The 24,239-nt window shown below is 37.7% G+C and carries 19 protein-coding genes; 16 read left to right on the top strand and 3 right to left on the bottom strand.

What is annotated here, in order from left to right:
* Positions 1-80: 80 nt before the first annotated feature.
* Positions 81-1,133: a M14 family zinc carboxypeptidase gene (locus tag BLQ56_RS16055; protein ID WP_090856540.1), complete on the bottom strand. Its 1,053-nt coding sequence runs from the start codon at positions 1,131-1,133 to the stop codon at positions 81-83.
* Between the two features lie 628 nt (positions 1,134-1,761).
* Between BLQ56_RS16055 and BLQ56_RS16050 the strand changes: the two genes are divergently transcribed.
* The 3 genes from BLQ56_RS16050 to BLQ56_RS16040 all read left to right on the top strand — a co-directional run bounded on the left by BLQ56_RS16050 (position 1,762) and on the right by BLQ56_RS16040 (position 4,683).
* Entirely contained in the window at positions 1,762-2,745 is a 984-nt protein-coding gene (locus tag BLQ56_RS16050; RefSeq protein ID WP_090856538.1) for a M20/M25/M40 family metallo-hydrolase, read from the top strand.
* A gap of 276 nt (positions 2,746-3,021) precedes the next feature.
* Positions 3,022-3,543 (top strand): DoxX family membrane protein, encoded by a 522-nt coding sequence (locus BLQ56_RS16045; RefSeq protein WP_090856536.1) that lies wholly within the window; start codon positions 3,022-3,024, stop codon positions 3,541-3,543.
* Positions 3,544-3,849: 306 nt separating this feature from the next.
* Positions 3,850-4,683 (top strand): alpha/beta hydrolase, encoded by an 834-nt coding sequence (locus BLQ56_RS16040; RefSeq protein WP_090856533.1) that lies wholly within the window; start codon positions 3,850-3,852, stop codon positions 4,681-4,683.
* A gap of 138 nt (positions 4,684-4,821) precedes the next feature.
* Here BLQ56_RS16040 and BLQ56_RS16035 read toward each other — a convergent pair whose 3' ends face one another.
* Positions 4,822-5,598 (bottom strand): hypothetical protein, encoded by a 777-nt coding sequence (locus tag BLQ56_RS16035; RefSeq protein ID WP_090856530.1) that lies wholly within the window; start codon positions 5,596-5,598, stop codon positions 4,822-4,824.
* Between the two features lie 630 nt (positions 5,599-6,228).
* On the opposite strand from BLQ56_RS16035, the gene BLQ56_RS16030 reads away from it, so the two are divergent.
* The 6 genes from BLQ56_RS16030 (at position 6,229) to BLQ56_RS16005 (ending at position 14,079) form a co-directional block, all read left to right on the top strand.
* Positions 6,229-8,289, top strand: a complete 2,061-nt coding sequence (locus tag BLQ56_RS16030) for a BglG family transcription antiterminator (protein WP_090856528.1) — start codon at positions 6,229-6,231, stop codon at positions 8,287-8,289.
* 14 nt (positions 8,290-8,303) lie between these two features.
* Positions 8,304-8,585, top strand: a complete 282-nt coding sequence (locus BLQ56_RS16025) for a PTS sugar transporter subunit IIB (RefSeq protein WP_090856525.1) — start codon at positions 8,304-8,306, stop codon at positions 8,583-8,585.
* Between the two features lie 18 nt (positions 8,586-8,603).
* Positions 8,604-9,968 carry a PTS ascorbate transporter subunit IIC gene (locus BLQ56_RS16020; RefSeq protein ID WP_090856522.1) on the top strand — a complete coding sequence of 455 codons (1,365 nt, stop codon included), beginning with the start codon at positions 8,604-8,606 and terminating at the stop codon, positions 9,966-9,968.
* A gap of 283 nt (positions 9,969-10,251) precedes the next feature.
* Positions 10,252-11,091, top strand: a complete 840-nt coding sequence (locus tag BLQ56_RS16015) for a transketolase (protein ID WP_175490340.1) — start codon at positions 10,252-10,254, stop codon at positions 11,089-11,091.
* Positions 11,091-12,059 (top strand): transketolase family protein, encoded by a 969-nt coding sequence (locus tag BLQ56_RS16010; RefSeq protein WP_175490339.1) that lies wholly within the window; start codon positions 11,091-11,093, stop codon positions 12,057-12,059. Before BLQ56_RS16015 ends, BLQ56_RS16010 begins: the two co-directional genes overlap by 1 nt.
* A 169-nt stretch (positions 12,060-12,228) precedes the next feature.
* Complete coding sequence (locus BLQ56_RS16005; protein WP_090856517.1) at positions 12,229-14,079, top strand: sensor domain-containing diguanylate cyclase; 1,851 nt, start codon at positions 12,229-12,231, stop codon at positions 14,077-14,079.
* A gap of 375 nt (positions 14,080-14,454) precedes the next feature.
* Here the strand turns inward: BLQ56_RS16005 and BLQ56_RS16000 are convergent, their stop codons facing one another.
* Complete coding sequence (locus tag BLQ56_RS16000) at positions 14,455-15,594, bottom strand: DUF2927 domain-containing protein (RefSeq protein ID WP_090856514.1); 1,140 nt, start codon at positions 15,592-15,594, stop codon at positions 14,455-14,457.
* Between the two features lie 504 nt (positions 15,595-16,098).
* Between BLQ56_RS16000 and BLQ56_RS15995 the strand changes: the two genes are divergently transcribed.
* From BLQ56_RS15995 to BLQ56_RS15970, 7 genes are all read left to right on the top strand, one after another.
* Positions 16,099-16,542 carry a VanZ family protein gene (locus BLQ56_RS15995; RefSeq protein ID WP_175490337.1) on the top strand — a complete coding sequence of 148 codons (444 nt, stop codon included), beginning with the start codon at positions 16,099-16,101 and terminating at the stop codon, positions 16,540-16,542.
* Between the two features lie 201 nt (positions 16,543-16,743).
* Positions 16,744-17,877, top strand: coding sequence for a M20 family metallopeptidase (locus BLQ56_RS15990; RefSeq protein WP_090856510.1), 1,134 nt, complete (start codon positions 16,744-16,746; stop codon positions 17,875-17,877).
* Between the two features lie 184 nt (positions 17,878-18,061).
* On the top strand, positions 18,062-18,781 hold the full coding sequence (locus BLQ56_RS15985; RefSeq protein ID WP_090856508.1) for a metallophosphoesterase family protein: 720 nt from the start codon (positions 18,062-18,064) through the stop codon (positions 18,779-18,781).
* Between the two features lie 148 nt (positions 18,782-18,929).
* Positions 18,930-19,100 carry a hypothetical protein gene (locus tag BLQ56_RS23610; protein ID WP_175490336.1) on the top strand — a complete coding sequence of 57 codons (171 nt, stop codon included), beginning with the start codon at positions 18,930-18,932 and terminating at the stop codon, positions 19,098-19,100.
* A gap of 894 nt (positions 19,101-19,994) precedes the next feature.
* A complete protein-coding gene (locus BLQ56_RS15980; RefSeq protein ID WP_090856506.1) occupies positions 19,995-20,999 on the top strand; it encodes a substrate-binding domain-containing protein in 1,005 nt (334 codons plus the stop codon).
* Entirely contained in the window at positions 20,989-22,803 is a 1,815-nt protein-coding gene (locus BLQ56_RS15975) for a cache domain-containing sensor histidine kinase (RefSeq protein ID WP_090856503.1), read from the top strand. The genes BLQ56_RS15980 and BLQ56_RS15975 overlap by 11 nt, the downstream gene beginning before the upstream one ends.
* A gap of 114 nt (positions 22,804-22,917) precedes the next feature.
* Entirely contained in the window at positions 22,918-24,144 is a 1,227-nt protein-coding gene (locus tag BLQ56_RS15970; RefSeq protein ID WP_090856500.1) for a response regulator transcription factor, read from the top strand.
* The last annotated feature ends 95 nt before the right edge of the window (positions 24,145-24,239 follow it).

The raw sequence follows: 24,239 nt of genomic DNA, 5'->3' as shown, positions 1-24,239 counted from the left end.
AACACGAGAGAGAGGGGGGCATTATTCCAACCAAAAAGAGGCCAATCTTGTCTAAAGACAAAACCGCCCCACCTTTTTTCTTATTCTTCACCAGGTATATTAGACTGAAAAGGAAGTGTGTCCCAGAAGCTTGTATCTACAGTATCGATTGAACCATCAGCAATAGCTTTTACAGTTGAATCAAGAGTCAAAATGGTTTGCTTAATTAGATAACCATTACTCTTTTGACCGAGCACATAGGAATCATAATAGTGGTCTGACATACCACGCATTTCAAAGAGAAGAGTGGAGATATCATAACGAACAGCTATACCATTGCGACCGATGTTCTCGCCACTACCGCCTCTATATTTGCCAATAAGTCCCCAACCAGTCGAATCAACGGCATTATATACAATTGCACCGAGTTTCTTAGACTTCTCAACAACTTCGGGGTCCACTTTATCATTGGTTGGATAAAGCATTGAACCTGAAACCAACTCACCATTAATCCCACTGCGAGTACCTTGATGATGTAAATCAATCAGATAATCAATATCATATTTCATAAGTACTTGTTCATGAAGAGCTCTTGCTTCTGGTTGCATGGCTGTTGTCTCTTTATTATGCTCTCGATTTAAATCAATTTCATTTGCATTGTATCTTGTTAAATGACGCCCACCATCTGCTACATACTCATCAAGTGAAAAGTTCACATCACCCATAGCTCCATCTGAATTAAGCATAGGAATGATGAGAATGTTGACATGATCCAAAACACCTTTCGTCTTATTTGTCCCTAAGTGCTTCACAAATTCAAGGGCACCCTCGGTCGTTAATTGCTCATTACCATGTTGTTGTGTTAAAAATAAGATCGTTGGATTATCAGGATTAGAAATATACTTTGCCATAAAAATGTCTCTACCTTTAACGGTTTGACCGATGACTTCAAGTTTCATGGCCTCTTGTTTTGCCTCTTGAGTTTTGAGATAATCAACCATCTCCTCATATGTATAAAGAATGGACGTTTGAATGGATTCATTTCCACCATAATTTGGTCCATTTCCCACAGCTCCCACAGGTACGGAAATAGTAGTTAATGCCCCAAATGCTAACATTCCTGATAATGATATGGATAACATTTTCTTTTTCATCATATTCCTCCTTTAATAGTTTGACTAGTTTGAATTTTCTGCACAAAACTAGTATAAGTTTATAAAAGAAGGAAGTTAATAGGTTATATGGCTTATTATTTCGAGTTACTAATTATTCTTATGAAACTGAACCTACCCACTATGTCGAATTTGAGAATATTTGCTAGATATTGAGTAACTTTTAGTAAAATTAATGTAGAAATAAGGCTTGTAATGTCGATTAAAATCTACCATTTGACCTTCCGTTTTGCTAGACCGCTACTAAGCTGATTTTTCAAAAAAGTGAGGTGGAGGACATGATACATAAGCATTTACGTAATCATTTTCACAGCATACTACAAAGTTGAATTAACAACCCTTTGTCAGCTTTTTTAACAGGTTCTAAACTCCTAAAATAAAAGGGTAAGGTAGTCAGAAAGACGGTAATGAAAAATCTAAAGCAGAATATCAGAAATTATATTAATTTGAAATGAGACATGAGAACCGTCCACTTGCAACCTATGTCGAAAACTTATTAGGTAGATTTCTTTACAACATTTAACAATTCTATTAACCTATTAGGTAACCTAATAGAATATGAGGATTATGGGTTTTACAGACAATCTTAAATCGAGGAGGAACTCTATTTATGAAAAAGAAATTATCAATATTGATGATTGCAACCATTATGCTAGTATTCTCAAGCGTTGCTGCTGCTTCAGCACAGTCAGCTCCAGTATCTTACAAGCCATCACTTGTACATAAAAGCGGTAAAATGGCATATGAACATATGAATTATTTGGCAAATGTGATTGGATCAAGAATCGCATCAACTGAAAATGAAACATTGGCAGCAAACTATATAGAAGATCAATTTGAAAGAATGGGTTTAGAAACAGAAGTACAGCCATTTTCTTATACCAGAAGAGGCGGAATACACCATTCTTCAAATATCATCGCGTATAAGCCAGGGAAATCTAGCAAGCAAATCATTGTGGGTGCACATTATGACTCAGTTTCTGTTGGTAAAGGTGTCGATGATAATGCATCAGGAGTTGGTGTAATGCTAGAGGTAGCCGAGGTGTTAAAGAAGATCAATACTCCTTATTCAATTGTATTTATTGCTTTTGGAGCAGAAGAAGTTGGGCTACAAGGATCAAAGTTTTATGCAGCTAACATGTCCTCAGAGGAAATAGAAAACACAGTAGGCATGATCAATTTGGATAGCTTAGCAGTTGGCGACCAAATGTATGTATACGGTGGCCTTGGTGAAGAAGGATTTATTAGAGATCAAGCATTAAACATCGCAGAGAAAAAGAACTTAGATGTCGAAACAAACCCAGGATTAAACCCTAGTTATCCTAAAGGAACAACAGGAGACTGGAGTGATCATGCACCATTTAAAACCCTTGGAATTCCATATGGATATCTAGAAGCTACAAACTGGGAAATCGGAGCATTAGATGGATATGATCAAACAGTTGAGCATGGTGGTGTATGGCATACGTCAAATGATACTCTTGAGTTTATCGAAACAGAATATCCTGGTAGAATCCAAGAACATTTGAGTACGTTTAGTACACTACTTACAGATTTATTGAAATTCATGAACAAGACAAATACCTCTAAATAATCTTATTTCATTAAAATAAACCTCATGCCGAGTGAAGTCTAGTTGACTTTACTCGGCTATTTTTGTCGCTATGAGTCAAGAAAGAAACCCACGCAACATCCTATAAATAAGGCGAAACCCCTCATTTACTACATAACCACCATGACTGTAATAAAAACTTCACAACTTCTTGAATAATTTGTGAAGTTATTCACACAACTATTGTGAAAACATTCACAAGGTTGTAAGATACAGACATAGAGATAAATAAAAAATTATATAAGGAGAGGGTTCAAGATGATTAACACATTTTTAAGAGAAAATAAGATTGCAGCAGGCATTTTAACAGTGATTAGATTGTATCTAGGATGGACTTGGATGACTGGTGGATGGGGTAAAATTACAGGTGGAGGATTTGATGCAGCCGGGTATTTAAATGGCGCACTTGCAAATCCAGTCGCTGATAAAGCAACAGGAGCAGCGCTCTACCCAACATACAACGCATTTATTGAAGGTATTGCATTACCAAACGTAGGACTCATAAACTTCTTAATCCCTTGGGGAGAATTCTTAGTAGGTGTAGGCTTGCTGTTAGGCTGCTTAACGACTGCAGCGATGTTCTTTGGACTCATGATGAACTTCATGTTCATGTTTGCTGGAACAGTAAGCACAAACCCTTGGATGGTCCTACTAGGCGTCATTATCTTAGCAGCTGGTGCAAATGCAGGGAAATTCGGAGCAGACTATTATGTGCTACCATATTTAAGAAATGTAATGAAACTAGACTTAATTAAAGACACAACCAAACATGTTGCTTGACCTCTCATTTTACCTCACAAACCCTCATCGCACTTGGTGATGAGGAGAGGGCTTTTTGAGAGATAAATATAAATAGTAATTGCAACGCTAAGGAAAATCCCTTAGCGTTTTTGGTGCACGTGGACGGTTCTCGTGCATCATTTCGTAATTTGTTACACGTGGACGGTTCTGATCTACCATTTCGGGTTTGGATATAAATAATTGAGACACGAGAACCGTCCCCGTGCCCCACCCGCGCCCCATCTATTTTTTCTCATCCAGTTCATATAGAATAGTGAATAGATATTGTTTAAAGGAGAGATCGATTTGAATGTAAAGGAAGGGACTTTTTATGGGGTTGGTGAGGCTAAGCTCTATTATCGGATGATCCAACCGATGTCAAAGCCTAAGGGTGTAGTCATCGTTGTTCATGGTCATGGAGATCATAGTGGAGGGTTGCAAAATCTACTCGACAAACTGACTGAACATCAATATATTGTCTATGCTTTTGACTTGCGTGGTCATGGACAAAGTGTGGGTACAAGAGGGTTCATCAAAAAATGGGATGAATACCGAGGAGATTTACATACATTCCGACAAATGGTCGAATCAGAGTCAGCCAATCTCCCACTTTTCTTAATAGGACATAGCCTTGGTGGGGTCATTAGCCTTGAATATTGTTTAGTTCATGGAACAGGTATTAGAGGGCTTGTCGCGATAGCTCCAGCCATTTCTTATAAAATAAAACCGATAGAGAAATTACTGATTCCAATTCTGAGTAAAATAAAGCCTGATTACACAATAACTAGTGCTAGTAACCAAAGTTTATTAACGAAAGATCCTAAGATGATTAAGAGATTGAATTCAGATGGATTACGCCACAATACGGTCACACCTGGATTAGGACAAGGGCTATTACAGACCGTATCAAACCTAGAGACCAATGCAGATAAAATAACTTTGCCGTTATTATTGCAGTTTGGCTTAAAGGATGAAATCACTCCTCCTGAAAAATTACGTGACTTCTTTCACTTCATAGGTTCTAAGGAAAAGGTAATGAAGGAATATGATGAAATGCGGCACCGTCCATTTGATGAAGTTGGGCGTGAACAATTTTATCATGATTTGATAGATTGGTTGGAAGTTCAACTTTCAAAGTAGTAAAATATTTGGATAAAGAAATGTCCATAGAAACAACTCATCATTAAAAAGGTCAAATCTTTTCAATGATGAGTTGCAACCATTACAACTTAACAAAATCTTGTCATATCGGTTTGTATATTCACAACATAGCTTCTATTAAGGTTTACTTATACGCTTTCGCACTGTAATAAAAAGGACTGTACCTGCAATAGCAGTAGCCAAACTTATTAATAGGGGTTGAACTAGAGATGGTGATTCTGATAAGTGTTCTGTGCCACTGCCCCCAATTGTACCATCGTCAACGTAGGAGTCACTTAAAATAGGTGCCTTTTTTATTTTCTCCACTAATTTTTCAGAAGGTACAAGATCATAGTTTGGCTCATTTGAATTAAATTCAGATACATCCGATACCACGTATAACTGCTTATCTTTATTAATTACAAAATATTTATTGCCACTATCTTCTACTAAAGTAATGTCGCTTGGGTTTTCCCTTTTTACTTGTTCGTATGCTTCCCCAAGTCCGGATGATTTACCCCCATACTCAACCACAGTTAGATTACTATTTTCATAACCAACGGTGATAAAGGATTTTGGTTGTCCGTTGGTAGTAACAAAAAACCTCCAATTTTCAGTAGGCTTTAACATGTTTTTTAATTCTTTAATTGATTTATCTTTTTTCAGCTTCATATAGTCCACATAGTAGACTGGGAATCCGTCTCCGAGCTCAATCTGATTAAGCTCATCAATACTTGAGAATCCAAACCCTTCAGGATCAGAAGAAGCAGATGTTTTAAAGAGCTCAATACCACTAGCTTGAGCAAATTGTTGAACATCATCAGGAACATTCGTCGAGTTTTTTGCAGAAACAGGGACGATCAAAACGAATGTCAACATAAGAAACAATATAAATGTAATTGCACTCATTTTCATATTTGTTCCGCCTTCTTAATTAACATTGTAAAGAGTATGTGTCCATGTTTGATTAAAATTACTACCGCCTCGACCATGAATAAAACGGTAAGTATCTGTAAAATTAAACGCTTTCAAACTTCAGGGTGAAGAAAATGAATTCAAAGTTATGAAACAATTTATTTTTCGGATTATACCTCTTTTGTTTATAGCCTTTGTGATAGATTAATCCCACGTGGAATTCGTATAGGTGATACTTTACATATTTTTGAATAAATTGTAAATCTATAAAAAAAGAATTTTTTACAGTCCGTCTTTACCATTTCGAACTTAATAGAAGCTCATTCTCTATTCTAATACAAATCAGGATACAGAATGAACGTTCCAAGCCTTAGAGGGTGTTCCAAAAGTATAACTTTTGAGCACCCTTTCTTTTTGAATAACGATGGAAACCTAAATTCTTTGTAGATACCCTTGAAAGAAACAAAGAGGTAATAGTAGAACCTCTAATCCTGAGGGCGTTCAATAGAAAATGAGACACGAGAACCGTCCCCGAGTACAATTTTGTAAATATAATCTCACACTGATTGTTCTGAGTTGTTGGTCAAAATGAATACAATCGGTTATATGATGGTATCAGGAGGGACTTGGATGATACAAGAAGAAAGACCAGCTTTATTATTGAACCTTCTCCTTGAAAAGAACCAAACCACGATGAATGGACTTATGGAGCAGACAAAGTTGAGTAAGCGTCAGATTACGTATGATTTTGAGAAGATTAATTATTGGCTTCGGACACAAAAACTACCACCTATCATTTACAAACGTACAAATCTGATTTCAATGCCACCTGAAGTGAATCACTATTTTATAAATCATACTAACAGCACTCTCAAGCAATCAATGATCATCTCCGATGAAGAGCGTCTGTATCTCATTTATTTATATCTCTTCATTCGAACAGAGCAAATTTCTTCTGCACATTTAACAGATTTGTTAAGGGTAAGTAAGAACACCGTCATCTCAGATATGAAAAAGTTAAACAGTAAACTAGCATCTTCCATTGTGAGAGTTGATTATTCGAGAGAGCGGGGATACCACTTAAAAGGCTCAGAGTTTGATAAGAGGGTGGTCGTGCTTCAGTATGTTTCACTGCTATTAAAAAAGCCATATGGGCAAGATTTATTACACCATTTACTTGAAAAAAGCTACTTGCAGGATGTCTACTTTTACGTGAGAGAAGCACTGGAAATGGTGGAGAAGGAATTCCAATTACATTTTGTAGAAGAAAGATTAAGAGATTTTACTTATTTCCTAGTCTTTTATTATTACAGGCAAAAGCAGGGAAAGTTAGTTCAGCTCCATCGTGATGAGATTGATGTATTAATTCAGAATGGGATGAAGAAACCTGTTGAAAAACTTCTTGAAGCACTTAAGATTGAAAAAATTGAATCAGAACTCTGTTACACAATCATTCAATTATTAGGATTATCACGTGGTAATTTGAATTACCAGCAAGGAGATCTTGTATTTGATTTATGTAAAAAGCTTGTTCTTGATTTTGAGTCGAAGGCTTGTATTACGTTTGAGAATCGTACAGAAGTGATTGAAACGCTTTTTCAACATGTAAAACCGGCCTATTTTCGTATGAAATATCGAATTCCAATTAATAATCCGTTAATTGAACAGATTCAAACAGAGCACCATGAACTATACACGATTGTGAAGGATTTACTTTTACCGTTAGAAACGTTATTAAATATCTCGATTCCTGAAGAGGAAATTGGCTTTATTACGATACACTTTGGTGCATTACTACAGAAGCCAAAGAGAAAGCTTGCTGAAAAAAAGAGGGCCGTTGTCGTGTGTCCGAGTGGTGTTAGTTCATCATTGATGGTGAAGCATCAACTAGAATCTCTCTTTTCTGAAATCACAATTATGAAAACGCTATCAATAGCGGAGTTTGAACATGAGGATGCTAGTGTATATGATTTAATTTTTTCGACAGTACCACTTAAAAAGTCTTATCACTATTTCCATGTCAAACCGATTATGACCCCTACTGAGAAAAATGTGCTTGTAAATTCGGTGTACGGACAATTATTTCAAGTAGAGCACCATGAAATTTCAGCTAGTCAACTATTAAAAATTATTGGGAAATATGCGGATATCCATGATGAAGAAGCTCTAAAATATGAACTCACTGAACTATCAATTCATAAAAAGGTTAATGCTTTTAGGAGGAACCAACCAATGTTAAACGAGTTACTAACAGAGGATACAATTCAATTTGCAGATCAACTTTCAAGCTGGGAGGATGCAATCAAAAATGCAGCAAAACCATTACTTTCGAAAGGGGTGATCGAGGATTCTTATATCCAAGCCATGATTGAAAATGTGAAGGAACTTGGACCGTACATGATCATTGGTCCAGAAGTAGCCATTCCTCATGCACGACCTGAGAATGGTGTTAACAAAGTAGGGATGAGTTTTCTTAAACTAAAAGAGCCTGTTTACTTTCTAGGAGAAGAAAAGCATGCCGTGAGATTACTATTCTGTATTGCAGCAGTAGATCACACGACGCATTTAACCGCATTATCACAATTGACAAAATTGTTAAGTAGTAAAACAAATCTAGAGACTCTTAAGGACAGTGAGTCAAAGGATGAAGTAATCGAATTAATCACGAAATATTCATTATTAAATAAATAGGGAGGTTATAGTAAATGAAGATTTTAGCAGTTTGTGGGTCAGGGCTTGGTAGTAGTTTCATGCTAGAGATGAATATCCAAGATCTTTTAAAAGAATTGGGGGTGTCTGGTGTAGAGGTTGAGCATTCTGATTTAAGCTCTGCAACAGCAGATATGGCTGATGTGTTTATTACTGCCAAGGACCTTGCAGAGGGCACATCCCATTTAGGAGACGTTATTGTGCTAGAAAGCATTATTGATATGGATGAATTAAGAGAGAAGCTTATTAACGTTTTACAACAAAATGGTTTGTTATAAAAAGGGGAGGTATTCAAGATGGGTGAAAGATTCCTTAAATTAATGATGGACATCTTAAGTCAGCCTGCAGTGTTAATTGCCTTAATTTCATTTATTGGTCTTGTTCTACAGAAAAAAGCTGCAAGTGACATTGTGAAGGGGACGACGAAATCATTCCTCGGATTTATCGTAATCGCAGCAGGTGCGGGTATTCTAGTTGGTTCACTAGAGCCTTTTGGAAAAATGTTTGAAGTCGCCTTCAATGTCAGTGGCGTTGTTCCTAACAATGAAGCGATTGTGGCGATGGCGTTGACAAAGTATGGTACAGCAACAGCACTTATTATGTTTTTTGGAATGTTTGCCAATATTTTAATTGCACGATTTACACCGTTTAAGTATATCTTTTTAACCGGACATCATACTCTTTATATGGCTTGTATGATTGCAGTCATTCTTGTTGTAGCTGGTTTTTCTGGTACTTCTCTAATTATCCTTGGTTCAATTGTTTTAGGCTTTACAATGGCTATCTTTCCGGCCATGGCACAGCCCTTCATGCGTAAAATTACAGGGAATGATCAAATCGGGTTTGGTCATTTTTCTACAATTGGTTATGCATTATCAGGATTAGTCGGAAAAGTTGTTGGAAAAGGATCGAAATCGACCGAGGATATTAAATTTCCTAAAGGTCTTGGTTTCTTACGTGACAGCTCAGTGACGATCGCCTTAACGATGTCGATTTTATATGTGATTGTCGCGTTGTTCGCAGGTTCATCTTATGTCGAGTCAGAGTTAAGTGGTGGAACTCATTATCTCGTCTTCTCTTTATTGCAAGCGGTTACCTTTGCGGCTGGGGTGTTTATTATTTTAGCAGGTGTACGTCTCGTGCTAGCAGAGATTGTTCCAGCATTTAGAGGGATTTCTAATAAGCTAGTTCCAAACTCTAGGCCAGCATTAGATTGCCCAATTGTTTTTCCATATGCTCCAAATGCAGTGTTAATTGGTTTCTTTTGCAGCTTCCTTGGTGGGATTGTCGGGATGCTTGTTCTTGGCGCTGTAGGTGCAGTTATTATTTTACCAGGGGTTGTTCCACATTTCTTCACCGGAGCAACAGCCGGGGTATTCGGGAATGCAACAGGTGGAGTGAGAGGTGCAACGATCGGATCGTTTGTAAATGGTTTGCTCATCACCTTCATTCCGGTCTTCTTAATGCCAGTATTAGGTGACCTTGGTTTCGCAAATACGACGTTCTCTGATAGTGACTTCGGGGCAACCGGTATTCTTTTAGGAAATCTAGTAAACTGGTTCGGCACAACTGGCGTTTGGGTTGTCGTCATTGCAGGTACGATTCTAGCACTATTACCAGGCTTCTTTAAGAAAAATAAGAATACTGGAATGAGTGCATAATTCGGTAAAAACAACGAATAAGTGGAGATACGCTCTCCACTTATTTTATTGAAAGGCTGTTTACTCAAAGTTTGTTGTGTAGACATTAAACATTCAAACGGTAGATTGGTAGGCTGAATACACGTAGACTCCAGCGGGACCAGTGGCCAGAGTGAGACCCCACAGGAGCTGTGCGACGAGGAGGCTCACTGGTCACCCGCCGGACGCAGAGTGTATTAAGCCTGCGGTTTTAAAAGCAACAATCTAAATGAAAACAGCCTATTGAAATGGGGAGGTATTGACAATGGAAGAGCTTGAACGATTCAGAGATCAGATTCGTTTAAATACGTTAAAAGAACTCCACCACCTAGGTTTCGGCCATTATGGTGGAAGTTTATCAATTGTTGAAGTGTTAGCGGTCCTATATGGAAAAGTGATGAAGGTGGATCCAAATAAACCAGATTGGAAGGAGCGTGACTATTTTATCCTCTCCAAAGGTCATGGTGGTCCTGCGCTGTATAGTACTCTTGCGCTTAAGGGTTATTTTCCAGAAGAAGAGCTTTATACATTGAATAAAAATGGTACCAGGCTTCCTTCACACCCTGACAGAAACTTAACTCGAGGTGTAGATATGACGACCGGTTCTCTTGGTCAAGGAATCTCGGTAGCGGTTGGTGTAGCACTCTCTCATAAGCTTTCAGGAAGAGAAAACTATACGTATAGTGTTGTAGGTGATGGAGAACTGAATGAGGGACAATGTTGGGAAGCCTTTCAGTTTGCTTCACATCATAAACTAAACCGCTTGTTTGTGTTCATTGATGATAATAAAAAACAGCTTGATGGACCAACCACTGACATCATTGATCCACTCGATTTTGAAGAGAAATTTAGAGCGTTTGGATTTTTTACGATGAAGGTAGATGGAGGCTCCCTACAATCAATACAAGCGGCAATTGAACTTGGAAAATCACAAAAGGATAAGCCGGTTGCGATCGTTCTTGATACGGTTAAAGGACAAGGAGTTCTATATCTGGAGCAAAAAGCAGATAACCATCATGTAAGGCCGAATACTGAAGATGAAAAAGCGATTCTTGCGATGATTTCTGAGCTTGAGGATAAGGTAGAAAAGGCGGTGGCAAAATAATGATTCATACATCATCTAAGTTCGAATTAGAGCATGTAGAAATGCGTCAAATGTATGCTTCAACCATTTTAGAGCTAGCGAAACACAATCCCGACATCATCGCGCTTGAAGCAGATCTGATGAGCGCCATCTCAACGAATAAGATTATCAGTGAGATTCCAGGACAAATGATCAATTGTGGGATCATGGAGGCGAATATGATTGGTGTGGGTGCAGGAATGTCGATCACTGGTAAAATTCCATATCTTCATACCTTTGCTCAATTTGCCACAAGAAGGGCATTTGACCAACTATTTGTGTCGGGCGCTTATGCGCGTACAAATTTAAAGATCATTGGTTCTGACTCAGGTGTGACTGCAGAGCATAATGGTGGTACACATATGGCGTTTGAGGATTTGGGTTTAGTTCGATTAATCCCTGGAGCCACCGTGTATGAGGCTAGTGACTCGACAATGCTTGGTTATCTACTCAGAAAAATTGAGAAGGAATCGGGCATTCATTATATTAGAACCATTCGTAAGAAAGCGATAAAGCTGTATGAAGAGGATGAAGTCTTTGAAACTGGTAAAGGGAAGGTTGTTAGAGATGGTCGTGATGTAACCATCATTGCAAGTGGAATTATGGTGGCTGAAGCATTACAAGCGGCAAAGCTTCTTGAAGAAAAAGGAATTGAAGCAGCAGTCATTGACATGTTTACAATTAAGCCGATCGATCAAGAGTTAGTTGTTAAGTATGCGGAAAAAACAGGCTATGTCGTTACGGCTGAAAATCATAATGTAATCGGTGGACTTGGAAGTGCTGTTGCAGAAGTGTTAAGTGAGCATTGCCCAACACCGATGCGACGAATTGGTGTAAGAGAACAATTCGGTCAAGTAGGTACAACTGAATATTTGAAGAAGTACTATAAGCTCACAGATGAGGATATTGTTGAGGCTGTGAAGGAATTACAAAACAGATTTAGTGATTAAAAGCCTAAAGCTGATGATATTTCAGTAGTATACTAGGGGATTTTTCACAAAATAGCTTTATTTTTCCTGTCTAATTAGTGGTGCTACTCGTGATATAATATCTCAACCGAGTTTTACCAACTCTAACATTCACACCATGAGTAACCATCACTGATTGCGAGGGAATCATATGCAACATCAACATAAATTACTCTTCATTCTTCTTTCTTTCTTTTTCTTGTCCGCTTGTTCTGTTCAACCGAAAGTAGATGAGTTTTCTGCTGTTGATGGACAATTGGATTTAACAGCTTGGAATGTGAAAGAAGAGACGATCCCTTTGAATGGTCAATGGGAGTTTTATTGGAAGCAGCTTCTTGATCCCGCAGATTTCAATCAACCAATGGATCAAAGCCAATCTATTCAATTACCAGGTGTCTGGAGTACTCATTCAATTAACGGAGAACCTCTTCCAAAGGTAGGCTATGCCACGTATCGATTGCATGTTTCGATTGATAAAATAGACGAGGTGCTATCATTAAGAATTCCAGCTATCCATTCCAATTATACGATTTGGATTGACGATAAACTGCTTACTAAGACAGGTAAGGTTAGTATAAATGAAATAGAAAGCGTTCCCCAAAAGTATCCAAAAGTGATTGATTTTTTACCGAAAAATCATACATTTACAGTGACCTTACAAGTATCAAATTTTCACTATGTAACTGGTGGACTCCCTGAACCAATCACATTTGGTACGTCAGAGAATATTCATAATCAATATTTTAAGAGAAGCGTTCTGCAAGCGTTTATGCTTGGTATATTAGTATTAGCGGGTGTTTATCACATTGGGCTTGGCATCTATAGAAGGACGGAAAGTTATTTCTTTTATTTTGGAGCATTCTGCTTATTAGTAGCTCTCCGTTCCCTAATGATCGGTGATGTTTTTTTCACAAAGATGTTTCCGCACTTTAACTGGGAGCTGGCGATGAAATTGGACTATATTATTCTTTATAGCCATGTTCCGTTAATAGCAATGGTATTATACAGATTATATAGAGAGGAAATGAGCAGATTCATTACGAGGATTTGTACCATTATTCCTGTGATATTTGATGTGTTTACTATCTTTACCACTGCAAAAATATATCCATTATTCACAATGTACTTTCAATTTTTTATGTTAATATGTGTCGTATATGCCGGCTTCATTATTGTTAAAATTGTAAAGAGAAAGCAAAAGGAAACTTATTATCTTCTGACTGGTTTTGGAGTTTTAATGGTGACGAGTATCGGTGAGATATTTGGTAATCTATTAGGATTACCTGAGACAAATCTATTGGTGATTGGCATCTCAGTGTTTGTTGTATGCTTTTCATTAGTGATATCAAGAAGACTGTCATATTCGCTAAAGCTTTCGGAGAAGTTGGCTTGGGATCTCACACAATTGAACAATGAGCTTGAAACAAAGGTTGAGCAACGAACACAACAAATTAAACAATCTCATAAACAACTAGAGGAGCTTAACAATAAACTGAAAGAGATGGCACTCGTTGATGGCTTGACAAACATACCAAATCGGAGAAGTTTTGATGAATACTTTGACGTTCATTTTCAGAAATGCCAATTCGAAAATAAGCCTATTTCTGTCTTGTTAGTTGATATTGACTATTTTAAAAAATATAACGACTATTATGGACACCAAATGGGTGATCAGTGTTTAAAACTGGTGGCTCAGACGTTAAATGAAAATCAAGAGGGACTAGTTGCGAGGTATGGTGGAGAGGAATTCGTTTGTGTTTTACCTTACCAAAACCAGGCTGCTGCAAAGGAAATTGCTCAACGTTTAAATAGAAAAATTGAACAATTAGAAATACCACACGAAAAATCACCTATTTCTAAGCATGTAACGATCAGTATTGGACTAGCCACTATGATACCAGATCAAACAACGAATAAAAAAGAATTACTAAAACAGGCTGACCAAGCATTGTATCATGCAAAGGAAATAGGTAGAAACCAAGCTGTTAGCTTTACACCTTAAATGGATGGATCTCTGTTTCTATCCAAAAAAATGAGTGCCAGTTTGCTAGCACTCATTTTTTTTATAGGTAAATGCACCCTGAATTGAAATTGGCAACTTGCTGGTTGTCTTCCTTTGAAAATAAGCGGAGATTTTCCGGTTAAACTGCAAATAGAGCTTGGTTCGGTGTATATAAGCGGATATTTTCCGACTAAGCAAAGCAAAATCACACAATTCTATTGTTTGGGAGTAAATAGACGGAATCTCTCCGTCTATTTAAGCCAATTTCAATGCGACTTCCTATTTAAGGGGAATTTCTACGCTTATTTAACAACCGAGTTTTTGCCGGGCCTACCTTATGACTGCCTGAGGCTGGATAGGTGCTTGTTTTCTCAATCAATTTATAATCCTCGGTTTAAGAACGTGTACAACGTCCTCTTCAGTCATCCCAGTGTGCAGATCCTTGCGATAAAGCATTTCAATCATTTTAAGATCTGTTTCATTCAATTCTGAAACGATCGAATCTATGAATGGGTATAGAATGCTACTTCTATCTTCCTCAAAATGGTTGTACAGTCCAATTGCATGGATGAGTTCATGAAGAATGGCGTGATTTCTCTCTATTTGGGAAATGTCAGAGCCCACGAGTACAGTTGAACCAAGAATTCCACTCTCACTACTTACTTCATTAGGAAAGGCTAAGCCAATCGCCTGCGTGACCCCTGGGTATGATTCTTCACTTACAAACCGTGTAAAAGCCCAGGTCGGAATAAAATGTAGATCCAGTTGCCTTGAATAAGTCCGTCCTTTTTCTTCATGTGTAATAATGAATTTAAAAGGCAATAATTTGTTTAATGTTCCGACATGTTGTTCAAGCATCACCAGGTCTTTTTCCGTAGATCGTCCATGAACAACAATCGTCACCGTATCGGTCCATTTATAGAGGATTGGTTCCGTTTCAATGGTGTTCGGGTGAAAGAAAAAATCCAGAAACGTCTCTAATTGTTCGATTGAATAGGTTTGATTATCAATGATAAACGGATGTCTGAGCTCCGATTTTAAGCCGTTATTCTTTGTTGCGATAATCTTCAGAAAATGTGTACCTTCTTCAGTAATAGGCTTATTTAAGTCCACAGTTTTTCCATTAAGCAATGTCTGGTAATCAACATGCTCTTCATGCTTAAAATCAAACCTTGCCTTCTTAAAATAAACAGATTTAGGTGTTGTTGTAAGCTTGGGCTCACTAGGTTGGATATCATCGTGTGTAAACTGATAGGTGTAGGTTCTTTTAACCCCAAAAAGGTTTTTTGTTTTTAGGAAAAGTGTGTAATCACCATTATCCTCAACCGTGTAACCACTATTAATCTTCTTGTCATTTAAAACTAACTCATAGTCTCCATGAAAGTCATCATCTATTGAAATTACGGGATCAGATACATATATTTTACCGTCTTCAACGCCTTGAAGGATGTTCTCTGTCTTTGTACATCCAGTAATGAAGATCAGTAAAAGAATAAGCACATACTTTTTCATCATTTTCTGTCTCCCCTTTTGTCTTATTATAAAGGAAGTCAGTGATTAAATGGGAAAATAGTCACTGGAAATTGAATGAAGGTGGGGATGATACACATATAGTTTCAGATTTGTTACGTGGTCTTCATTCGCTCCAGTCCGTTCGCGTCCGGACTGGGTTATGGGGTATATGGTCAATCACATTTACTGTATAGATTATTTTTGTTCACTCTGTTTTATCCTTTTGATCGCATACTCGGTTTGTAATTGAGTAAAAATGAAAAACAACGGACCAAAAATCCATACTAATTTTCTATGCCAATCCAGGTTTCTTTTTAACATAATGCTTGAAATCACATAATTAATTAGCACACTCATAATCAAGTTACGCATTGTCTCATCCTTTCTTTTCCCTATTTTGTCTCGGGGGTAAAAAAAACATGCATTCCTTCAATGATATTGTAATTTTTTAGGAAGTGAGCTAAGATAAATTATTCATAACAATTGTAAAATAAGATGGTGAAGAACATGAATAAAAAACGTATCATTTGGTGGGTCATAACGATTGGCTATTGTTATATGATCTTTCACGCAACAGGATCACCAAGCTTCACAGGAGATAGTACTTCCAGCATGCTTGGAGATAGTATTAAGACTGTTTATGATTTTTTGGGAATCAGCTGGGATCCATACCTGCTCGTTGATCAGCTAAATTTCATTATTCGAAAATCTGGACATGTGATTGCCTTTGGTCTATTAGGCATTTTATTCCGCTTTGCTCTAGGTGATATAAAGCGAGCTTATCTATATGCGTGGATATTAACGACCGTTTATGCAATGACAGATGAATTTCATCAAAGCCTTGTACCTAGTAGAACAGCTTCCATCATGGATGTGGGTCTAGATTCGATTGGTGCAGGTTTGGCGCTTTTAGCATTATGGATTTTTAACAAAAGAAAAGGGAAGTTATAACAGTCTATTTTTTGGAAAATAATGAATAACCCCATGTTCACCAGTGTTTGATCAACAAGTAGCATCATATAATATAGTAATAACTTGACCAACTAATTACCTATAAATCTCACATACTAGTTTATTTCCAGATGTTAGCTCACCCATAACAGTAGGTAATGGTGGTATACTAGTATTTAAGAATTAGCAGGAGTGGGTAATGTGAAACATTTTATTCAAAACAAACAAGAAGAGATGCTTCAATTAATTGAGGAATTGGTCAATATTGATAGTGGATCTTATTATAAAGAAGGAATTGACCGAGTAGGCCTTGTTTTACAACAGAAATTTGAACGCTTAGGATTTACTGTGGAGGTAAAAGAGGAAGCCGACTATGGTAATAATCTGGTCATTAAGCATAAAAACGCAGTGGATCCAAGAATTATCATTTGTGGACATATGGATACTGTTTTCCCAGAAGGAACGGTTGCGGAACGTCCTTTCCGGGTGGAAGGAACAAGAGCCTATGGACCAGGTGTTGTTGATATGAAGTCAAGTCTGGTAGAGGTATTGTATGCGTTGATGGCATTACAAAGTGAAGACGTGAAGGCATATGAGAATGTTCTACTTGTGCTAAACGGAGATGAGGAAATCGGTTCACCCTCATCACGATCATTGATTGAAGATCAGTCAAATGGCAAGGATTATGCACTCATTATGGAGCCAGCGCGAAAAGACGGATCACTTGTATCCGCTAGACGTGGAGGCGGTCGATATACATTAGTTGTCAAAGGGAAAGCCGCACACTCAGGGATTGAGCCTGAGAAAGGGCGAAGTGCGATTGAGGCACTCGCTTATAAAATCATTCAACTACATCAGCTAACCGATCATGAAAATGGCATTAGTGTAAATGTCGGTATCATTGAAGGGGGATCTGCGGTCAATACGGTCTCACAAAATGCAGTCGCACATGTAGACATTCGTATCACTGAGCTAGAGCAAGCTGCGATGTTAGAGCAACAAATTAAATCAATTTGTTCTGTATGTGATGTGCCTGGAACAAAGATTACCTTAGAAGGTGAAATGAATCGACCTCCGATGGAAAAAAATGAACGTAACGAAGAGCTCCTTCATGTCATTCAAGGCGTCGGAAAAGAAATTGGTGTGAAGCTAAAAGACACTTCAACAGGTGGCGGAGGAGATGCTTCATTTACCTCAGCAAACGGTGTTGCCACGATCGACGGACTAGGTCCTGTTGGCGGAGATGCTCACAGTGAAAAAGAATATTTAGAAATCCCGACATTAACAGAACGAACATTGCTCTTAGCGAAAACCATTCAGAAATTGTCGGAGTAAAAAAGAGTTAAAAACCTACCTAATCGGCTCTCGATTAGGTTTTTTTGCGGTCTCTTTTTTTGGTGCCAGGCACCAAAACTGGGACGCGAATTGTCCCGGTTGCACCATCAAGATGGTAACATGGTGTGGAAAAAGGGTATACTTTAAGATAGAGAACAATTTTAATGGAAGCGAGGTTGATCTGATGAAACTAGCATTTATTTCAGACATTCACGGTAATGCAGTAGCTTTAGAAGCGGTATTGGCAGATATCTTAATGAGAGAGATTGATCAAATCTTTGTACTCGGTGACCTTTGTTACCGGGGACCTGAACCGAAAAGAGCTCTTGATTTAATTCGTGAATTAAACACAGAAGTTATTAAAGGAAATGCAGATGAATGGGTCGTTCGTGGTGTAAAAGAAGGCGAGGTCCCTGCTCAAGCATTAGAAATAATGAATACTGAGCGAGACTGGACGGTTTCTAAGCTTAATGAAGATGATCTTTCTTATTTAGCGAACCTACCTACGAGTATCCAAACAGAGGCTGATGGAGTGAAAATTCATGCATTTCATGCAACACCTGAAAGCTTATTTGATATAATTCCGCCAAATTCAGATGATGATAAAATTGAACAAACCTTAATGGCTGGACAAGCTGCAGATCTTTATCTATATGCACATATCCATAAACCATATATTCGTTTTATCGGTGGGCGTATTGTAATGAATATTGGGAGTGTTGGCCTTCCTTTTGACGGATTAGCAAAAGCCTCATATGGTATCGTAGAAGTCAATCAGGGTCAGATTTCAACAACGATTCAAAGAGTGACTGTGGATCCCGAATTAGCAGCAGCGAAGTATGATGAAGTAGGATACCCGAATGCTGACATGATGGCTCGTATCGTTAAAAACGGTCGACTCTAGCATTTAAGTGGGACAACTCTTGTCCCACTTCGGGTGCCTGGCACCAAAAATATATAAGTCTATAAAAAAATCTTCTTATTTATTGTATAAAAGTCTCCCAATCTGGCAAAAATTTAGCTATAGTAATGAAGAGAAAGGGAGAGGCGCTATGTTAATTGTAAAAAGCTACTTTTTATCTGAATTTGAACGATTTGAAACAGAAAGAAAAGTGTTGGAGCTAAGTGACGGAATCACAGAAGAGGAGCTCTTTGCTCTGGATGATCAGGAATTAGTTCAAAGGTATAATGAGTGTTCGAAAGAGAAGCTTGTTACACTTTAAAAAGCTTATGTTTTTCTTAAATCTGCATAATAATATGAGAAGCTTATTATGATATAAAAGGCTTCTTTTTTTTGTTGTAAAGGCTGTTAATAACTAGATAGGTAAGCCTACTGTATTCAGATGTAGGAAAGCTGGTAATAATAGATTTGTAATAGACAAAACGGACTGTTTGCATTAGGAGTTTGTCTAATAGAAGCCCTCTATTAGACAAAACACATGTCGCGGGGAATGGTTTTGTTCAATAGGAGAGCTCTATTAGACAAAACACGTGTCTCAGGGAATGGTTTTGTTCAATAGAAGAGCTCTATTAGACAAAACACATGTCTCGAGGAATGATTTTGTCCAATAGGAGAGCTCTATTAGACAAAACAAACGGTCTGGGGAATGGTTTTGTTCAATAGAAGAGCTCTATTAGACAAAACACATGTCGCGGGGAATGGTTTTGTTCAATAGAAATGCTCTATTAGACAAAACACGTGTCGCGGGGAATGGTTTTGTTCAATAGAAGAGCTCTATTAGACAAAACACATGTCTCGGGGAATGGTTTTGTTCAATAGAAGCCCTCTATTAGACAAAACCCAAGAATCGAGCAAAGACTTTGTTCGATAGGAGCCCTCTATTAAACAAAATCCGATAACCAAACAAAGATTTTGTCTAATAGGAACACCCAATAGCCAAAACCCCCTGATCCAAGCAAAGATTTCTTCACATAGCGGGGATCACATCAATTAAAATGGATACGCTGCCTCAGTAAAAAAATCTACAAATCACAAAAAATACCACCTTCAAATTTTGGGGTAATGACAGGCACTCTTTTGTTTAGTAGAATAGGTCTATAAAAAGGTTATCAATTGTTTAAGCTTCTAACACCTTAATGGAAGGGGTTACAATAGATTGAAAAAGCTATTAGTTGTTTATGGCATCTTAATTGCCTCTTTTCTAATGTATTTATATCAATACCAAACCCGAGAACTCCCAGCAGTATTTGATCAGGAAGATGAGAAGGTTCAGGGAGAAGTAGAGGATACTTATGTGATGGTGACTTTTATGGTCGGTATTGAGTATTGGAAAGAGGTTGTGAAGGGGTTTGAGGATGCAGCAGAAGCATTAAATGTATCAGTCGAATATCGTGGAGCCACACAGTATGATGTGAATGAGCAAATTACCGTTCTTGAGCAAGTCATTGCCAGAAAACCGGCCGGAATTGCATTAACTGCCATTCATCCTGAAAGATTAAATGCTACCATTAATAAAGCAATTGAAGCAGGAATACCAGTCGTATTATTTGATTCCAACGCACCTGACAGTAAGGCCGCTGCATTTTATGGTACAAATAATTTCATTGCAGGAGAGAAAGCTGCACATCAAATGGCAAAATTGGTAGGTAATGATGGGAAGGTTGGGGTCATTACACTTCCAAATCAGTCAAACCATATCGAAAGAGTGAATGGATTTCAGCAAACCCTTAAAGAAGAATACCCCAATATTCAGGTTGTGGATGTGAAGGATGGCAAAGCGGAAAAACTTCTTTCGAAGCAGGCTGCAATCGAGATGATGAAAGCGCATTCTGATTTGAAAGGTCTCTTTGTAACAGAAGCAAATGGAGGCGTAGGTGTTGCAGAGGCAAAGGCTCAATTAAATAGACAAATTGAAATTATAAGTTTTGATACAGATAAAGAAACCTTGGACATGGTTGAAAATGGAAGCATCTCGGCAACAATGGCTCAGGGTACTTGGAATATGGGATATTGGTCACTACAATATTTGTTTCACCTTCAAAACGATCTTATTTTATCAAAAAGTAAACTCTTCACCGATGATGCCACTTCCACCGTAACGATGGATACCGGTATTACCGTTGTAACGAAGGAAAACGTAGGGGAATTTTATGCAAGGTAAAAGATTCTCTTTACGAAAATTTATCACAAATAAACTACAGATTGATAATCTGCCTATTCGCTACAAAATTATTGCTTTACTATTAGGAATTAGTATTCTTCCGTCGATTGTACTAGGCCTTTTAATCAATGTGACGGTTGACCGTATTATGGAAAAACAAGATGCGGAACATACGTTACAACTCATTGGTCAGGCAAATAAATCACTTGAATCCTATGTCGAAAATATGCAGAATATCTCCTATTTAATCTCCTTTGATCAGGATGTGAAGCGCTTTTTAAAAAATAGTGAAAATGAATTCCAACCTGATCCTGATTATTCTTATCAAATCAGACAGTTTCTTCAGGGGTTTACGACTGTGAATCCAGAAATCGCAGGTATTCTTTTAATCAATAGTGATGGAGAATATATTAGTAATGAAATGTATGCACGAAATATTAAGTCATTAACTGAAGAGAAATGGTATAAGGAAGCAATTGAAAATAAGGGGATATTCAAAATAATCGGCCATCCAAAGGATCGAAATGTGACTTCACATGTGAACTACACGGATGAGGAGTTAGTTTCCGGGGTTCGAGCAATCGTTGATCCTACAACACAAAAAGTCCTGGGCGTTGTTCTCATTGACCTTAAGCTTCGAGTCATTTCTGAAACACTTAAGGACGTAAAATTAGGTAAATCAGGATATTTGATGGTGACAGAAGAAAATGGAGACACCATCTATGCACCTCCAGAAGCTATTATTAGTAAAATTCCAACTGAGTGGTTTGAGGAATCACCAAGAAATACGTTCTCGAAAAATGTGGATGGTACAGATCTTCAATTCATTTATAGAAAGTCTTCTTTTACAAATTCAACGACCATCGGTGTTTTTTCACCAAGTGAATCTGTATTAGAGGTTCAGCAAATCCATTTCTTTGTGATTAGTTATTTATTTATTGTGATCATGTTTGGTATAGGAGCGTCGTATTATTTATCATATTCAATGTCCAGGCCGATTCGCCAACTAAATGCTTTTATGAATAAAGCAGAATCAGGGGACTTATTGATTCGTTATAAAGGTGATCGCGAAGATGAAATTGGAATGCTTGGAAGAAGCTTCAACACCATGCTTGCTCAAATTAATAAACTCATATCCTTAACCGAGATTCAGGAGCGTCAAAAACGAGAAGCAGAATTACGTGCATTACAAGCGCATATCAAGCCTCATTTCTTATACAACACATTAGATACAATCAATTGGATGGCTAGAAAAAAAGGGGCTCTTGAAGTAGCAGATGTAGTGGAATCGTTGTCACAATTATTCCGTATTGGGTTGAGCAAGGGAAGTGACATGATTACATTAGAAAATGAAATTGAACATATCTTCAGCTACTTAAAAATACAAAAAGCAAGATACAAAGACAAGTTAATGTTTGATCTAAATATTGATACCAACTTGAACAGTGTAACCGTCCTAAAACTTGTCCTACAACCGGTTGTTGAAAACGCAATTTATCATGGGATAAAAGAACGAAGAGGTCCTGGACATATTGAAATTATCGGGAAAGAAGAAAATGGGGACCTTGTGCTCTATGTAAAAGACGATGGTGTCGGAATTCCCGAAGAAAAATTAATAAAGCTTAATGAAAACTTAGCAACTGATTTTAATAACATCGAGGAATCACGAAATATGAACAAAATTGGATATGGAATTATGAATGTACAAGCTAGAATCAAATTAACATTTGGTGAACCATATGGCTTATACATCACAAGCGAGCAAGGCAAAGGCACAACCGTAAAAATTCTATTACCAAAATGAAACAGTGGACGGCTTTCGTGTATGAGACACGGGGACGGTTCTTATGTGTCATCGGACTATGAATGAGACACGAGAACCGTCCCCATGAACCGCACCATATAAGGGGGAATTTATTTGCAGGAGTATTTGAAGGTATTGATTGCCGATGATGAGCCGAATATTCGTGAGGGTATACGTGATTCAATTAACTGGAATGAAGTGGGCATGGAAGTAGTGGCTGAAGCTGAGGATGGGGAGGAAGCTTTAGAACTCGCTTTAAAGCATGAAATAGATATCTTGCTTGTCGATTTAAATATGCCGATCATGAATGGATTAACCATGGTCAAACATCTTCGGCAGGACCTACCTGGATGTCGTGTACTCGTCATTTCAGGATATGATCAATTTAGTTATGCACAAGAAGCATTGCGTTTGCAGGTAGAGGACTATTTGCTGAAGCCTGTGAAACCGGAGAAACTATTGGAGGTCCTTCACAACATCCGTGATAAGATCAACCAGCAGGCTGAAAAAACTAACTATATGAAAATGGCAACAAGTCATATTACCCAACACCAGCTGGTTATTCAAGAACGCTTTTGTAGAGATTGGGTTGAAGGTCATCTTTCAGAGACGAAAACCCTTGAGCAACTGCGATTCCTAGAAATGCCAACCACCGCTCCGACTCATATCATTGTCATTCGAAGCCAGGAATTTCAATTTGATCAACCACTCATTAGAGGGAATGATCGAGAAATCTTTATCTTTGCTGTTAAAAATATCTTATTGGAAATCGTGAATGAGAAAAAATCACTTATTTTCACTGATAGTAAAGGTCTATTTTTCATTATTCTTTGGGGTCAAGTTCAAGAAGATCTATTTTCTAAAATAGAAAACGCCATCCAAGAATATTTAAAGGCAGCTGCCACCGTTTATGCTGAACCAATCACAGGTGACTTAATGGACGTTCCTACATTTTATAAAAATTGTAAAAGTAAAGTATATGGAGAATCAATCGTTTCACCAATTGTAAAGAGAGCTAGAAATTACATCAGAGAGCATTACACAAGCACTGATTTAACTTTAGATTCTCTTGCTCAAAGCCTTCAAGTGTCACCGGTCTATTTAAGTCGTACAATCAAACAAGAGCTAGGCCTCTCATTTGTTAGTTTAATAACACAAATGAGAATGAAAAAGGCTATTAGTCTCTTAAATTCAACAGACTTACAAATCCATGAAATTGCTGAACAAGTCGGTTATGATTCACAGCATTATTTTAGTACGGCGTTTAAGAAAGCGGTTGGAGTATCACCAAATAAATACAGAAAAGGAATATACAATGAAGACAAGCCTGTAATGGACTAGTGCCATTATGGGTTTTTCTATTATATGAGGACATCTTTGTGGGAATCAGAGAAAAGTTCGCGGTATTTTAGGTCTGTCTTAGTATTGGACCTCCC

The organism is Litchfieldia salsa, from assembly GCF_900104555.1.
Lineage (GTDB): Bacteria > Bacillota > Bacilli > Bacillales > Bacillaceae_L > Litchfieldia > Litchfieldia salsa.
Note: the sequence above shows the minus strand (reverse complement) of the source record. Positions and strands in the feature narration are given on the sequence as shown.

Coding starts and splice junctions, on each gene's coding strand:
- BLQ56_RS16000 (WP_090856514.1), bottom strand. CDS start 15,594: ATGATGAAAAAGTATGTGCTTATTCTTTTACTGATCTTCATTACTGGA.
- BLQ56_RS16005 (WP_090856517.1), top strand. CDS start 12,229: ATGCAACATCAACATAAATTACTCTTCATTCTTCTTTCTTTCTTTTTC.
- BLQ56_RS16035 (WP_090856530.1), bottom strand. CDS start 5,598: ATGAAAATGAGTGCAATTACATTTATATTGTTTCTTATGTTGACATTC.
- BLQ56_RS16010 (WP_175490339.1), top strand. CDS start 11,091: ATGATTCATACATCATCTAAGTTCGAATTAGAGCATGTAGAAATGCGT.
- BLQ56_RS15975 (WP_090856503.1), top strand. CDS start 20,989: ATGCAAGGTAAAAGATTCTCTTTACGAAAATTTATCACAAATAAACTA.
- BLQ56_RS16025 (WP_090856525.1), top strand. CDS start 8,304: ATGAAGATTTTAGCAGTTTGTGGGTCAGGGCTTGGTAGTAGTTTCATG.
- BLQ56_RS16055 (WP_090856540.1), bottom strand. CDS start 1,133: ATGAAAAAGAAAATGTTATCCATATCATTATCAGGAATGTTAGCATTT.
- BLQ56_RS15995 (WP_175490337.1), top strand. CDS start 16,099: ATGAATAAAAAACGTATCATTTGGTGGGTCATAACGATTGGCTATTGT.
- BLQ56_RS23610 (WP_175490336.1), top strand. CDS start 18,930: ATGTTAATTGTAAAAAGCTACTTTTTATCTGAATTTGAACGATTTGAA.
- BLQ56_RS16030 (WP_090856528.1), top strand. CDS start 6,229: ATGATACAAGAAGAAAGACCAGCTTTATTATTGAACCTTCTCCTTGAA.
- BLQ56_RS16045 (WP_090856536.1), top strand. CDS start 3,022: ATGATTAACACATTTTTAAGAGAAAATAAGATTGCAGCAGGCATTTTA.
- BLQ56_RS16015 (WP_175490340.1), top strand. CDS start 10,252: ATGGAAGAGCTTGAACGATTCAGAGATCAGATTCGTTTAAATACGTTA.
- BLQ56_RS16050 (WP_090856538.1), top strand. CDS start 1,762: ATGAAAAAGAAATTATCAATATTGATGATTGCAACCATTATGCTAGTA.
- BLQ56_RS16020 (WP_090856522.1), top strand. CDS start 8,604: ATGGGTGAAAGATTCCTTAAATTAATGATGGACATCTTAAGTCAGCCT.
- BLQ56_RS15985 (WP_090856508.1), top strand. CDS start 18,062: ATGAAACTAGCATTTATTTCAGACATTCACGGTAATGCAGTAGCTTTA.